The sequence below is a fragment of the Aeromonas sp. R3-1 genome, assembly GCF_040908345.1.
Lineage (GTDB): Bacteria > Pseudomonadota > Gammaproteobacteria > Enterobacterales > Aeromonadaceae > Aeromonas > Aeromonas veronii.
Map to the genome: position 1 here is coordinate 1 of NZ_JBFODN010000132.1, position 13,278 is coordinate 13,278.

Annotated in this window: 10 protein-coding genes; 5 read left to right on the forward strand and 5 right to left on the reverse strand. The window is 60.6% G+C overall.

Annotated features, from left to right (window positions below):
- Positions 1–344 precede the first annotated feature (344 nt).
- Positions 345–1,217: a hypothetical protein gene (locus tag AB5Y85_RS07885; RefSeq protein WP_257687066.1), complete on the forward strand. Its 873-nt coding sequence runs from the start codon at positions 345–347 to the stop codon at positions 1,215–1,217.
- Positions 1,218–1,238: 21 nt separating this feature from the next.
- Here the strand turns inward: AB5Y85_RS07885 and AB5Y85_RS07890 are convergent, their stop codons facing one another.
- Both AB5Y85_RS07890 and AB5Y85_RS07895 read right to left on the reverse strand, forming a co-directional pair.
- Positions 1,239–2,360 (reverse strand): anhydro-N-acetylmuramic acid kinase, encoded by a 1,122-nt coding sequence (locus tag AB5Y85_RS07890; protein WP_257687065.1) that lies wholly within the window; start codon positions 2,358–2,360, stop codon positions 1,239–1,241.
- A 313-nt stretch (positions 2,361–2,673) separates the two neighbouring features.
- Positions 2,674–3,999 (reverse strand): peptidoglycan DD-metalloendopeptidase family protein, encoded by a 1,326-nt coding sequence (locus tag AB5Y85_RS07895; protein WP_257687064.1) that lies wholly within the window; start codon positions 3,997–3,999, stop codon positions 2,674–2,676.
- 109 nt (positions 4,000–4,108) lie between these two features.
- Here AB5Y85_RS07895 and tyrS point away from each other — a divergent pair, with 109 nt between their 5' ends.
- Positions 4,109–5,308, forward strand: a complete 1,200-nt coding sequence (tyrS, locus tag AB5Y85_RS07900; RefSeq protein ID WP_005347884.1) for a tyrosine--tRNA ligase — start codon at positions 4,109–4,111, stop codon at positions 5,306–5,308.
- Positions 5,309–5,350: 42 nt separating this feature from the next.
- On the opposite strand, the gene AB5Y85_RS07905 is transcribed toward tyrS, so the two are convergent.
- Positions 5,351–6,286, reverse strand: coding sequence for a LysR family transcriptional regulator (locus AB5Y85_RS07905; protein WP_257687063.1), 936 nt, complete (start codon positions 6,284–6,286; stop codon positions 5,351–5,353).
- Between the two features lie 108 nt (positions 6,287–6,394).
- Between AB5Y85_RS07905 and budA the strand changes: the two genes are divergently transcribed.
- Both budA and alsS read left to right on the forward strand, forming a co-directional pair.
- Positions 6,395–7,189, forward strand: a complete 795-nt coding sequence (gene budA, locus AB5Y85_RS07910) for an acetolactate decarboxylase (protein WP_005338506.1) — start codon at positions 6,395–6,397, stop codon at positions 7,187–7,189.
- 18 nt (positions 7,190–7,207) lie between these two features.
- Positions 7,208–8,878 carry an acetolactate synthase AlsS gene (gene alsS / locus AB5Y85_RS07915; protein ID WP_040066627.1) on the forward strand — a complete coding sequence of 557 codons (1,671 nt, stop codon included), beginning with the start codon at positions 7,208–7,210 and terminating at the stop codon, positions 8,876–8,878.
- A 115-nt stretch (positions 8,879–8,993) separates the two neighbouring features.
- Here the strand turns inward: alsS and AB5Y85_RS07920 are convergent, their stop codons facing one another.
- Both AB5Y85_RS07920 and AB5Y85_RS07925 read right to left on the reverse strand, forming a co-directional pair.
- Positions 8,994–10,406, reverse strand: coding sequence for an MATE family efflux transporter (locus AB5Y85_RS07920; protein ID WP_257687062.1), 1,413 nt, complete (start codon positions 10,404–10,406; stop codon positions 8,994–8,996).
- 73 nt (positions 10,407–10,479) lie between these two features.
- On the reverse strand, positions 10,480–11,418 hold the full coding sequence (locus AB5Y85_RS07925; protein ID WP_042055187.1) for a LysR family transcriptional regulator: 939 nt from the start codon (positions 11,416–11,418) through the stop codon (positions 10,480–10,482).
- 498 nt (positions 11,419–11,916) lie between these two features.
- Here AB5Y85_RS07925 and AB5Y85_RS07930 point away from each other — a divergent pair, with 498 nt between their 5' ends.
- Positions 11,917–13,209, forward strand: a complete 1,293-nt coding sequence (locus AB5Y85_RS07930; protein ID WP_005338498.1) for an HAAAP family serine/threonine permease — start codon at positions 11,917–11,919, stop codon at positions 13,207–13,209.
- Positions 13,210–13,278 lie beyond the last annotated feature (69 nt).

Consider the following 13,278-nt stretch of genomic DNA (forward strand, 5'->3'; position numbering starts at 1 on the left):
GTCTGATCTCCCTCTTATCTGTGGCTGGTTGTGATGATTGGGATGGTTTTCAGGGCTCGGGAACAGTTCAGATGATTTCGCAGGAATAAAGTTCAATATACTGTTTTTAAAGGGAAATGTGTCAAAAAATGGATTTATCGACCGCTTTTTATGGTTTCTTGATGAAACTGTTAATTAGTGGCGTGATTGCGAGTCAGGTCGCTTTTTTCACTCGCTATTAATCGTATGATTAATAAGGTAATCAAGGAGCCCTGACGGAGAGCATCGATGCACCGGCAGGCCATTGCCCAGGATTGGCAAGCGAGATCGCATTGCGATCATCATTACCTGACTGTGGAGGATTTATGCTGGGTTTCGTTCTGGGCGATATGTATTGTCAAACATCTGGGCAGCGGTTACCTCCTCGCCTGGGAAAGAGCTTTCCCATTCCTGCCGATTACCGACTGCGCGGCCGGGTATCCGCCGCCATCATGACCATCGAGAGCCTGCTCGATACCCCTTATCCGCAAAAGCAGTTTCGTGATCTGGTCTTTGGCGCCTTTATCGAGCGCCAGCGTCGGCTGTTTGGCGAACATGTGATTGTGGCCCGCATGGAAGGGGAGGAGGGGCTGGAGCTGTCGATTGATCTCTCGTTTGTCAGCACCGCCGTACCTGTGGGCCTGCTGGCTATCTCTGAAGAGCTGGCTCTCGCCACGGCGCCGCGTCCCAAGAAGAGTCATCCCCACTACGAGGCGCTGTGCAAGGCGATCGACTGCATGGTGATGCTGATGTTTTATGGCAAGGTGATCCGCCAGCGGAATACGGTGTTGGAAAATATCAGCCATCAGTTTGGTTATCAGCCCGCGGCGACCCTGACGGCGCGCGTTGGCAAGGGTGGGGAGGATGATTACGACGCCTTCATGGTCAATATCATGACCTGTATTGCCCACTCCAACTCGCTCAAGGAGGCGCTGGAGAACGCCAGCCGGATGGGAATTCAGGAGCCCGCTTTCTTCTGCATCGTCGGGGCGATTGCCAGCACTCTGTGGGGCGTGCCCAGACAGTGGGCGTATCAGGCTTCACAGCTGATCCATCGCTCCCACCACCACTACATCCAGAATCTGCTTCGCTGTGAAACCCGTGCCGGGCGGCGCCATATCAATCTGGAGCCGCCAAAGCCCCCGCTGTTTGCACCGATCCGGCAACAGGTTGTGCGTCTGTTCAAGGGGGCACACTGATCCGCAGCCCCTTGTCATCACTCAGGCAGGATAAAGCGCCCCCAGCACAGCCGGACGGCTGGCGCCGGTGACGGCGGGCAGGTTACCCGGCTTGAGGTGGACAAAGCACATGGCCAGCCAGGCAAAGGCAGCGCCTTCCACCCAGTCGGGGGCAAGGCCCAGCTCGGCAGTGCTGGCGATGCGCCATGCAGGCAGCAGGCTGGCCAGCTCCTTCAGCAAGGGGGCGTTATGGGCGCCGCCGCCGCAGACAAACAGCTCGGCTTTCGGCTGGCTGGCACCGACTGACTCGGGCCGGGCGGGCAGTTGGCGGGCGATGGTGTGGCAGGTGAGCGCCTGCAGGGTGCGCTGCACATCCACGGGGGCGTATGAAGTGTCTGCTAGCTCCCCATCGAGCCAATCGAGGGTAAACATCTCTCGTCCGGTGCTCTTGGGGGCGGGGGCGGCGAAGTAGGGGTGAGCCAGCAGCTTCTCCAGCAGGGCCGGGATGGGCTTGCCACTGGCGGCCCATTTGCCACCGGCGTCGTAGCTGCCGCCGTGGGGCTGATGGCGGCGATACCAGCCATCGAGCAGGGTGTTGGCCGGGCCGGTATCAAAACCATATACCCCGCCCGGATTGCCCGGCAGCACCGAGATATTGGCGATGCCGCCGAGGTTCAGTACCACTCGCAGGGCGCCGGGCTTGGCAAACAGCGCTTGATGGAAAGCGGGCACCAGCGGCGCCCCCTGACCGCCGAGGGCCATATCCATGGTGCGAAAATCGGCGATAACGTCGATGCCGGTCAAGGCGGCCAGCAGGGCGGCGTTGCCGATCTGCAGGGTAAAGCCGAGCTGGGGGCGATGGCGGATGGTCTGGCCGTGGCTGCCGATAGCGCGAATATCTTTGGGCTCAAGCTTCGCCTTGGCCAGCAGCGCGTGGGTGGCGGCGGCAAACTCTCGCGCCACCAGATTATCGGCCACCCCCATGCGGTCGATTTCGTTGTCGCCCGGGGTGCAGAGTGCATGCAGCGTGCGGGCGGTCTCTTGCGGCCAGGGGTGACAAAGCGCCGCTTCGACCCGCAGTTCATCCCCGGCGATCATCACCAGCACGGCATCAATGCCGTCCATGCTGGTTCCCGACATCAGACCGATATAGCGCTCAGCCATGGTGTCTCCTTACATTGCTGTTCGAAAATACGGTGTGCAGAGAGGGTGAAGAGGGGAACGGCTTTCATCCCATGCCACATGGCGTGGTCTTTGACATCAGACCGATATAACGCTCAACCATGTTGCATCCTCAATGCGGACCGGAAAAAGAGTGAGAGAGACAGGATAGATAAGCCCTTGCTTCCGTGCCACATGCCACTCCCGGTGTTCCATCTCATCTTATGTCCGAAAGTGGACTCATTTCAATCCGGTCACCTGGCGCGAGCTCAATAAAATGGGCTGGCAGGGCCTTCACCCTGCCAGCCCTGATGGCTTAGTTGCCGCGACTATCCCGCTTGTTCTGGGCCAGCTGCAGCTCGGGGTTGTCGAGCTTGGCCAGTTGCGGCATCGCCAGCTTTTTGAAGTTGGCCAGCTCGCGTCCGCTCAGGGTCTCTGCCTGCGGCAGGGTGAGGGTGCGCGGGTTCTTGTGAATGCCGCCCACCACGAATTCGTAGTGCAGGTGCGGGCCGGTGACGCGGCCGGTGCCACCCAGAGTGCCGATGGTCTGCCCCTGCTTGACCCGCTGCCCCTTGTTGACGGTGCGCTTGGAGAGGTGCAGGTACTTGGTCACATAGTTGCCGGCATGCTTGATAAAGACGTAGTTGCCGTTGAACTGGTTGTAACCGGCGGCCACCACGCTGCCGGAGCCCGCTGCCATGATGGGGGTGCCCACCGGCGCCACATAGTCGATGCCGTTATGGGGGCGGATCTTGCCGGTCACCGGATGGAGGCGGCGCGGGTTGAAGTTGGAGCTGATGTATTTGAAGTTGACCGGCGCGCGCAGGAAGCTCTTGCGCATCGCTTTGCCTTCCGGGGTGTAGTAGTTGCCATCTTCATTGAGCACGGCGCGGTAGGCGGTGCCCTGGTTGACGAACTCCGCCGCCAGAATATCGCCGGAGGCGACCCGCTCGTCGTCGCGGAACTTGTCTTCATAGACCACCCGGAAGCTGTCTCCCGGCTGCAAGTCCTGGGCAAAGTCGATATCCCAGCCGAAGATGGCGGCCAAGTCCATGATCTGATCTTCGGTCATCCCCGCATCCACCGCTGCGCCCCAGAAGCTGGAGCGGATCTCGCCTTTGCTCACCTGTTCGCGGGTGTCGAGGGCGATCTTGACGTTGCGAGCGACAAAGGTCTCCACCTTGCGGCTCACCTTGAGCGCCTGCTCCAGACTGTGGGGGTAATAGAGGCTGTGCAACTGGCCATCTTCGGTCAGCTTGAAGGTGAGCTCCTGCCCCGGTTGCAGCATCCGCAGGGGATCGCTGCCCTCGAGCTGGTCGATCAGGTGCAGATCCGTGGTGCTCAGGCCAATGCGCTGGAAGATGATTCCCATGTTGTCGCCACGGCGCACCTTCACCTGCTTGGTGATGTAGCGCGGCTTGGGCGGGGTAACGGGCTGGGCGGCTTCGGCCGTCAGCTCGTCGTTCAGCGCGTTGTCGTTCGCCGGTTCCCGCAGGGCAATTTCGTTGCCGTTTTCATCGACCCGTGTTGCTACTGCCTGTTCGCTTGGCCAGGCAGCCAGCATCATGATCATGATGCTCAAGATCAGCACCATCTTGCGGTGCCAGTGGGGGAGTGCGTTGAAGGCGTGCCAAATAACCATGAGAAGCAGATGAAGTCGGGCAGAATGGACGGATTTTACAGCCTTTCCAATTGGCCCGCCATTCCAGTAATATGTTTGGCCCTGTGGAATCGTGATGGAGAGTCAAAAAATGTCCCAGCTCGAGGTGGCGCTAGCCGAGATCAAGCGCGGAGCGGAAGAAATTCTGGTTGAAGAAGAACTTGTCGCCAAGTTGAAGGAAGGGCGCCCGCTGCGCATCAAGTTGGGCATGGACCCGACCGCCCCCGACATTCACCTGGGTCATACCGTGATCCTCAACAAGCTGAAGACCTTCCAGGATCTGGGCCATGAAGTGATCCTGCTGATCGGTGACTTCACTGCCATGGTGGGTGACCCCTCCGGCAAGAACGCCACCCGTCCGCCGCTCTCCGAAGAGGCCATCAAGCACAACGCCCTCACCTATGCCGAGCAGGCGTTCAAGATCCTCGACCCGGCCAAGACCCGCATCGAGTACAACTCGACCTGGCTGAGCGAGCTGGGTGCGACCGGCATGATCAAGCTGGCGGCCAAGCAGACCGTGGCCCGCATGATGGAGCGTGACGACTTCAAAAAGCGCTACACCGGCGGCCAATCCATCGCGATTCACGAATTCCTCTATCCGCTGCTGCAAGGCTATGACTCGGTCGCGCTGAAGGCGGACGTCGAGCTCGGTGGTACCGACCAGAAGTTCAACCTGCTGATGGGCCGCGAGCTGCAAAAAGATGCCGGCATGGCGACCCAGTGCGTGCTGATGATGCCGCTGCTGGTGGGTCTGGACGGCGTCAAGAAGATGTCCAAGTCCGCAGGCAACTACATCGGCGTTCACGACGCTCCGGGCGAGATGTTCGGCAAGATCATGTCCATCACCGACGATCTGATGTGGAACTACTACGAGCTGCTCTCCTTCCGTCCGCTGGCCGAAATCGAAGAGTTCAAGGCAGGTATCGCGGCCGGTACTCTCAACCCGCGCGACGTGAAGATCTGGCTGGCCAAAGAGATCATCGCCCGTTATCACGACGAAGCGGCGGCTGAAGCGGCCCACGAAGATTTCACCCAGCGCTTCTCCAAGAACGCCATCCCGGACGAAATGCCGGAAATCGAGCTGGCTCTGGAAGGCGAAGGTCTGGCCATTGCCAACTTGCTGAAAGAGGCCGATCTGGTGGCCACCACCTCCGAAGCGCTGCGGATGATCAAGCAGGGTGCGGTCAAGGTTGATGGCGAGAAGCTGGAAGATGGCAAGGCACTCATCGGTGCCGGTACCGCCGTCTATCAGGTCGGCAAGCGCAAGTTTGCCCGCGTGACGGTCAAATAAGCAGCACCGTCAAATAAGCCGTCGCATCAGGCAAGCTGGCCATCAAACCGGTTCAAGCTTGTTCAACAGGGCCTCCTTCGGGAGGCCCTGTCGTATCTGGGCGGCACGGATCTGGGCGATAAAGTGCCGCAGCACGGCACTGCTTGGGTGTGGCCGTGTTGCCAGACTGATGCTGGTCATCATGCCGTTGCCCTCAATGGGGTGGTAACTGACCCCGAGCGGGCGCAGCGCCGCCACCGAGCTGGGCACCAGGGTCACGCCAAAGCCCGCCTGCACCATGCCGACGGTGGAGATCACCTGCGGGCATTCGGGCCCCAGTATCGGCTCGAAGCCGGCCTCCCGACAGAGGCCCACGATGCCGTCATAGAGCCCGGGCCCGATGGCGTGGGGAAACAGAATAAAACTCTCATCCTTCAGGCTGGCCAGTGGCAAGGGGCCCGGCTTGGCCTTGGGATGGCTGGTCGGCAGGGCGATCAGCAGCGGCTCCTGCTCGATAAGGTGGTGGGCAAAGCCCTCGCTACCCCGGCAGGGGAGCCGCAAGATGGCGGCATCCAGCCGATCGTTGCGCAGCGCCTCCACCAGTGCCGGCATGGTGCCCTCCTGCGGGCTGAGAGCCACCTCGGGGTAGCACTCCCGATAGTCGTGCAGCAGGGTCAGCACCGCGGGGTGGAGCACGGTGGAACCAGCGAAGCCGATCCGCAGCGCCCCCTGCTCGCCCCGGGCAATCCGCTTTACCTTCAGTTTTGCCGCATCGGCCAGCGCCAGGATCTGCGCCGCATCCCGATAGAGGCTCTCGCCCGCCTCGGTCAGCTCGACACTGCGGGTCAAACGGCGCAGCAGCGGGGTGCCCAGGGTCTCCTCCAGCTTGCGGATCTGCTGGCTCAGCGGCGGCTGGGCCATGTTGAGTAATTCGGCTGCGCGGGTGAAATTCTGCTTTTCAACAACGGCCATGAAGTAGCGGAGCGTACGAAGTTCCATATCGATTGAGTCTCAAAGTCATGGGATCAGCGTATTGGTGTTGAAATGTGAACCAAGTCACCATTGGATCCGAACGCTAACAGGATTCACGGTGGAGGTGAAACCCGAATGGAACATATTGCAACATCTGACAGTGCCGGGTGCAGCTGTGCCCTCGAAGTGAGCCAGCAGTTTTCCCGCTGGCGCAGGCAGCATGACGGTGGCGAGATCTACCAGAGTTCCCTGATGAGCGCCCTGCTGGCGGGGGTCTACGAAGGGGAGACCACCATGAGCGAGCTGCTGCGCCACGGCGACTTTGGCCTCGGCACCTTCAATCACCTCGATGGTGAGCTGATCGCCTTCGAGCGGCAGATCCACCAGTTGCGCTCCGATGGCTCGGCTCGGCCCGCCCGCGCCGATCAGAAGACCCCCTTCGCGGTGATGACCCATTTTCGCCCCTGTCTGGAGCGTCGCTTCGATCACCCCCTGAGCCGTGACGAGATCCACCAGTGGGTGGATCGGCTGGTGGGATCCGACAACGTCTTCGTCGCCCTGCGCCTCGACGGCCAGTTTGAAACGGCCAAGGTACGAACCGTGCCGCGTCAGGAGCCCCCCTATCGCCCCATGCTGGAAGCTATCGAACAGCAGCCGCTGTTCCGCTTTGCCGCGGTGGCGGGAACTCTGGTGGGCTTTCGCTGCCCGCCGTTCGTGCAGGGAGTTAATGTAGCGGGCTTTCACGAGCACATGATCACCGCCGATCGCAAGGGGGGCGGTCATCTGCTCGACTACACCATGGCCCACGGCACCCTGCGACTTTCTGTGGTGCGTCACCTCAATCTGGCCCTGCCATCGGATCCCGCTTTCCGGCAGGCCGACCTCAACCCCGCCGATCTCGATCGCGCCATTCAGGCCGCCGAAGGCTGATAGACAAGGAGCAATATCATGGAAAACAGACAGTGGAAGTGCGGTGCCGAGCTGGTGGTTCGTCATCTGGAGGCGCAAGGGGTCAAGCAGGTGTTCGGTATTCCCGGTGCCAAGATTGACCGGGTGTTCGATGCGCTGGAGGACTCCCCCATCGAGACCATAGTGGTGCGCCACGAGGCGAACGCCGCCTTTATGGCAGCCGCCGTGGGGCGCCTCACCGGCAAGGCGGGGGTGGCGCTGGTCACTTCGGGCCCCGGTTGCTCCAACCTTATTACCGGGCTGGCGACGGCCACCTCGGAAGGGGACCCCATGGTGGCGCTGGGCGGTGCGGTACGCCGTGCCGACGGCCTCAAGCTGACCCACCAGAGCATGGATACGGTCAACCTCTGTCGTCCGGTCACCAAGTTCAGCGCTCAGGTCAACAGCGGGGCGGCGATCTCGGAAGTGATGGCCAACGCCTTTCGCGCCGCCGAACTGGGGCGGCCGGGGGCGGCGTTTGTCAGCCTGCCGATGGATATCATCAACAAGCCGGTGCAGGGCAATGTGCTGGTGCCTCGTGAAGTGCCGGAGCCGGGCTGCGCCGACGAACAGAATATGGAGCAGGCATTGACCCTGCTGCGCAACGCCGAGAATCCGGTGGTGCTGCTCGGCCTGATGGCGAGCCGGCCGGAAAATGCCGAAGCAGTGCGCGCCTTCCTCGACAAGGCGCGGCTGCCGGTGACCGGTACCTATCAGGCTGCCGGGGTGGTGGACAGCTGCCACTTCGATGACTTTGCCGGACGGGTCGGGCTCTTCAACAACCAGCCGGGGGATCAACTGCTGGCAGGGGCCGATCTGGTGATCTGCATCGGCTACAGCCCCATCGAGTACGATCCCGTGCTGTGGAATGGCGACAGGGAGCGGCGCATCCTCCATATCGATGTGCTGCCTGCCGATATCGACAGCAGCTACTGCCCGACCGCCGAGCTGGTGGGGTCGATCCGCGCCAACCTGTTGCAGCTGACCCGCATCATGGGCAATCCGAAAATCCGCCCCCTCGAGGTAGATCGGCTGCTGCAAGGGGTACGCCAGCAGCGGCTGCGCCTGGCAATGCGGGCCGATGATCTGCACGGCAATCCGGTTCACCCCTTGCGTATCGTGCGCGAGCTGCAGGATCTGGTGCGCGACGACATGACACTCTGCGTCGATATGGGCAGCTTCCATATCTGGATTGCCCGCTACCTCTACAGCTTCCGTGCCCGTCAGGTGCTGATCTCCAATGGTCAGCAGACCATGGGGGTGGCATTGCCGTGGGCCATCGGTGCGGCGCTGGTACGGCCGGGTGAGAAGGTGATCTCGGTATCGGGGGATGGCAGCTTTATGCAGTCGAGCATGGAGCTGGAGACGGCGGTGCGCCTCAAAAGCAATATCGTTCACATCATCTGGGTCGATAACGGCTACAACATGGTTGCGATGCAGGAGCAGCAGAAGTATTGCCGCACCTCCGGCGTCTCTTTTGGCCCCATCGATTTCAAACGCTATGCCGAATCGTTCGGGGCGGCCGGGTTTGCGGTGCGTTCGGCCGACGAGCTGCGTGCCACCCTGCGGGCCGCGCTGGCGGTGGAGGGGCCTGCGGTGGTGGCCATTCCGGTGGATTACTCCGACAACCCGGGGCTGATGGCCCAGCTCAGGCCAGAAGTATTGGCATAAGTGTGGGCAGCAGTGCTGGTCTGGCTTGTTGTGTCAGCGCAAGCAGACCCGCCCATATAGCAAAAACCGGCATCAATGGATGCCGGTTTTTTATTGTTTTGCGGGATTGGTGGCCTTAACGGGCCAGCTGGACGGCGGCGCGTGCGCGGGCCGGTTGTGGGCGCTGTTTGGCTTTTGGCGCGCAGGCTATCTTTAGGCGCAGCCACTCGCGCCACAGCAGCCAGCAGAGCGGCAGGGTGAGCAGCAGCACGGTCGCGGGCTGGGCCATCAGCACCCCATCACGGCCCCACAGTTGCGGCAGCAGGAAGATGAGCGGCAGCAGCAACACGGTTTTGGCGATGGAGATGACCAGCGCCTGACGGGTACGCGCCATGGATTGCAGCAGCACTATGCCGAACATGATGATCCCCTCCAGCGGAATGGCGCCGAGGTTGAGGGTCAGGCTGCTGATGGCAGCGGCCAGCAGTTCGGGATCCTTGTCGCCGGTATAGAGCATGGCGACCTGTCCCGGCAGCAGCTGGATGGTGAGCCACACCAGCATGCCGTAGATAAAGGTGAACTTGAGCCCCATCTCCATCAGGTACTTGAGGTTGCGATGGCGCTTGGCCCCTGCTGCCTTGCTGATGAGCGGCTGAATGCCGAAGGCGAGCCCCTGCAGAATGACGATAAAGACCGCTTCTGTGTAACCGGCTACGGTAAAGCCCGCCAGATCCTTCACATTGCCATACACCATCAGCTGGCTGTTGTGCAGCATCAGCAGCAGGCCGAGGTTAAACTGGGCAATCAGGCTCGGCAGGCCGGTAAAGAGCAGGTGCGGCATGGCGGGAAGGTTGGGCACCAGATCCCGCCAGCTGAGGCGCAGACGCGCCCAGGGGGTAAAGAAGTAGCCAAGGCCGATTAGGCTCACCGCACCCTCTGCCATCAGGGTGGCCTGCGCGGTACCGATCAATCCCAGCCCCAGCCGACCCACCATGATGTAGTTGAGGATGATATTGAGCACGGCGCCGCTGCTCACCAGCACCATGGCCAGTTTCGGGCGGCCATCGTTGCGCAGCAGATAGGGGACCGCCAGATTGCTGGCCAGCAACAGAGTGCCGCCGCCAATCCAGGTGAGGTAATCGCTTGCCTGTTTCCAGGTCTCTGTGCCCTGTTCAATCCCCAGCCCCAGCAGGATATCGGTGTGTGTGTAGTAGAGCAGCACCGGCGCAACGCCCCCGAGTCCGGCCAGCAGCCAGAGGGCGTTGACCAGCGCCTGACGGGCCAGTGTGTCGTTTTTCGCCCCTTGCTGGAAGGAGATGGCGGTGGCGGCCCCCATGCTGATCATGGCGGCCAGACCGATCAGCACCATGATGACCGGATAGACCAGGTTGATCCCGGCGAGGCCAGCGGCACCGACATAGTGGCCGACGAAGATGCCGTCGATGAGGTAGTAGGCCCCCGAGACCAGCATGGCAAGAATGGAGGGGAGGGCGTAAGCCCAGAAGCGACGGGTCATGGCCCGTTGCCGCAGTGTTAAATAGGCAGACATATCTGTTCTCTCGGGGAGTTCGATTATCGAACAGCTAGTCTAGATTAATACTTATTTGGTGATAATCAGGGTTTCACTTGATGAATTGCTGAGTATTACTCACTAATCCGGGGTTTTGGTAGTGCGCCTTGAGCATGTCGATCAGGATGCGCAACCCGCTGCCCAGCTGATGGCGACTGGGATAGAAGAGGTAGAAACCGGCAAAGGTGGGGCACCAGGGCTCCAGCACGGTGAGCAGTTTCCCCTCTGCGACCTTTTGGCTCACCTCCTCTTCCAGACAGTAGGCGAGCCCCAACCCAGCCTCGGCCGCACCCAGATAGAGGGCCGGAGTGCTGGTGGTGAGCGGCCCGGTTACTTCGATCTCCAGCATGGTGCCGTCGGCGGCAAAGGCCCAGCGATAGTGGTGGTGCGGGGTGAGGCGATATCCGATGCAGGCGTGGCGGCTCAGCTCGCTCGGGTGCTCCGGCGTACCGTGCTCCGCCAGATAGGCCGGGGAGCCCACCACCAGATAGCGCTGGGGCGGGCCGAGGGGGATGCCGATCATCTCCTTGGGCAGCAGATCGCCATAAAAGAGCGCGGCATCGTAACCATCCTCAATCAGCCGGGGCATCAGCTCCTGCTCCACCACCTCCACCTGCATCCGCGGATAACGGGCCAGATAGTCGATGAGTACCGGTGCCAGCAGGCTGTCGATGGCGCCGCGGGGGGCGCAGAGCTTGAGTCTCCCTACCGGCTCGTCGCTGTTGCGGGCCAGCTCGCAAAGCGCCTCTTCCAGGGTATTGAGGGTGGGGAGCAGCTGCTTGAGCAGCCGCTGGCCCGCTTCGGTCGGTACCACGGCGCGGGTGCTGCGGTTGAGCAGCCGTACTCCCAGACGGGCTTCCAACCCTTTCAGGCTGTGGCTGAGGGCGGAGGCGGAGACCCCGAGTTCGAGGGCGGCCTTGCTGAAACTGCGGTGACGGGCGACGGCGGCAAACACCGCCAGTTCGGCGAGATCGGTACGGGTAATGGTCATCATCAATCAACAAAAAGGCGTGAGTCACAAGGGTACGCCAAGGCCGTGCTGCACACAATCCGCGCTAAACGGGTGGCTTGTTGCAAATATGTAGCTGCTCGCAGGCCATTGATTCCAGTGAAACTAAGTTGAATTGTTAAAAAAAACTCACAATAAGGCGCCTTGAGTGTGATCTTGGTCGTCCGAAAGGCGACCAAAATCAAACTTTGGTTGATTAATTCAAAAAAACGCTGTGATTAATAAGGGCATTTAATTAAAGTCAGCCCATCAAGAGTGGCGCACGTTAATCGGTTGTTAAGTGAAACGGGCGCCGACCCTGAGGGTCAAAATCTCGCACTGTTGTTTGTTGCAATCCTGTTGTCACAAGGAGTGATGGCGAGGTTGCCGGGGGGCGAGAGGTTAATATCAAGGACGGACAGCAGGCGTTCCAGGGAGATGGAACCGGGCCAAGGCCCGACCAAACAAGAATCCCATTTTCCTAGATGACAGGAACAACGTATGTCTGACATGAATATTGCAGCTGATGGTCGTTTAGCCAGCAACACCTCCCGCGGCGTCAACAAGGCCGATGTGGTCTGGATGCTGGGTCTGTACGGTACCGCGATCGGTGCCGGTGTGCTCTTCCTGCCAATCAACGCCGGTGTAGGTGGCCTGTGGCCGCTGGTTGCCATGTTGATCCTGGCGCTGCCGCTGACTTTCTTTGCTCACCGTGGTCTGACCCGCTTCGTGCTGTCCGGCTCTACCCGTGATGGCGACATCACTGAAGTAGTAGAAGAGCACTTCGGCAAGACCGCAGGCAAATTCATCACCCTGCTCTACTTCTTTGCCATCTACCCGATCGTGCTGATGTATTCAGTCGCCATCACCAACACCGTCGAGAGCGTGATTGTTCACCAGCTGGGCATGTCTGCACCTCCCCGTGCCGTTCTGTCACTGGCTCTGATCCTCGGTCTGATGGCGGTTGTTCGTCTGGGCGGCCAGGTTATCGTCAAAGCGATGAGCGTGCTGGTATTCCCGTTTGTGCTCACCCTGATGGGTCTGGCGTTCTACCTGATCCCGCACTGGAACGGTGCCATCATCACTGAAGCTCCGGCCCTGTCCGACGCCTTCAACGGTGACTTCATCAAGACCCTGTGGCTGGCTATCCCGGTAATGGTGTTCTCCTTCAACCACTCCCCGATCATCTCCTCCTTCGCGGTGGACAACAAAGGTCGTTACGGTGAAGGTGCCGAGAAGAAGTGCAGCAACATCCTGCTGGGCGCCCACGTCATGATGGTGATGACCGTTATGTTCTTCGTATTCAGCTGCGTACTGAGCCTCTCCCCGGCTGACCTGGCTGCTGCCAAAGAACAGAACATCTCCATCCTGTCCTACCTGGCCAACCACTTCGATAACCCGGTTATCGGTACTGTGGCTCCGCTGATCGCCATGGTTGCCATCAGCAAATCCTTCCTGGGTCACTACCTGGGGGCGCAAGAGGGCATGAACGGCCTGATGGCCAAGGCGCTGCGCGAGAAGGGCAAGAACGTTGACACCAAGCAGCTGAACAAAGTCACTGCCGTGTTCATGATCCTGACCACCTGGGCCATCGCTACCATCAACCCGAGCATCCTCGGCATGATTGAAGACCTGGGCGGCCCGATCATCGCAATGCTGCTGTTCCTGATGCCGATGTACGCCATCACCAAGGTTCCGGCCATGCGCAAATACGCTGGCAACATCAGCAACGGCTTCGTGACCATCATCGGCCTGATCGCCATGTCCGGTATCATCTACAAGCTGATTGCCTGATAACTCCGGTTACCAAGTTGAATGAAGAAGCCGCCTCGCAAGAGGCGGCTTTTTTATGGCTGTTTGGGG

Excerpts from the sequence above, each read along its gene's own strand:
- AB5Y85_RS07885 (WP_257687066.1), top strand. The coding sequence starts at position 345 with ATGCTGGGTTTCGTTCTGGGCGATATGTATTGTCAAACATCTGGGCAG.
- AB5Y85_RS07890 (WP_257687065.1), bottom strand. The coding sequence starts at position 2,360 with ATGGCTGAGCGCTATATCGGTCTGATGTCGGGAACCAGCATGGACGGC.
- AB5Y85_RS07895 (WP_257687064.1), bottom strand. The coding sequence starts at position 3,999 with ATGGTTATTTGGCACGCCTTCAACGCACTCCCCCACTGGCACCGCAAG.
- tyrS (WP_005347884.1), top strand. The coding sequence starts at position 4,109 with ATGTCCCAGCTCGAGGTGGCGCTAGCCGAGATCAAGCGCGGAGCGGAA.
- AB5Y85_RS07905 (WP_257687063.1), bottom strand. The coding sequence starts at position 6,286 with ATGGAACTTCGTACGCTCCGCTACTTCATGGCCGTTGTTGAAAAGCAG.
- budA (WP_005338506.1), top strand. The coding sequence starts at position 6,395 with ATGGAACATATTGCAACATCTGACAGTGCCGGGTGCAGCTGTGCCCTC.
- alsS (WP_040066627.1), top strand. The coding sequence starts at position 7,208 with ATGGAAAACAGACAGTGGAAGTGCGGTGCCGAGCTGGTGGTTCGTCAT.
- AB5Y85_RS07920 (WP_257687062.1), bottom strand. The coding sequence starts at position 10,406 with ATGTCTGCCTATTTAACACTGCGGCAACGGGCCATGACCCGTCGCTTC.
- AB5Y85_RS07925 (WP_042055187.1), bottom strand. The coding sequence starts at position 11,418 with ATGACCATTACCCGTACCGATCTCGCCGAACTGGCGGTGTTTGCCGCC.
- AB5Y85_RS07930 (WP_005338498.1), top strand. The coding sequence starts at position 11,917 with ATGTCTGACATGAATATTGCAGCTGATGGTCGTTTAGCCAGCAACACC.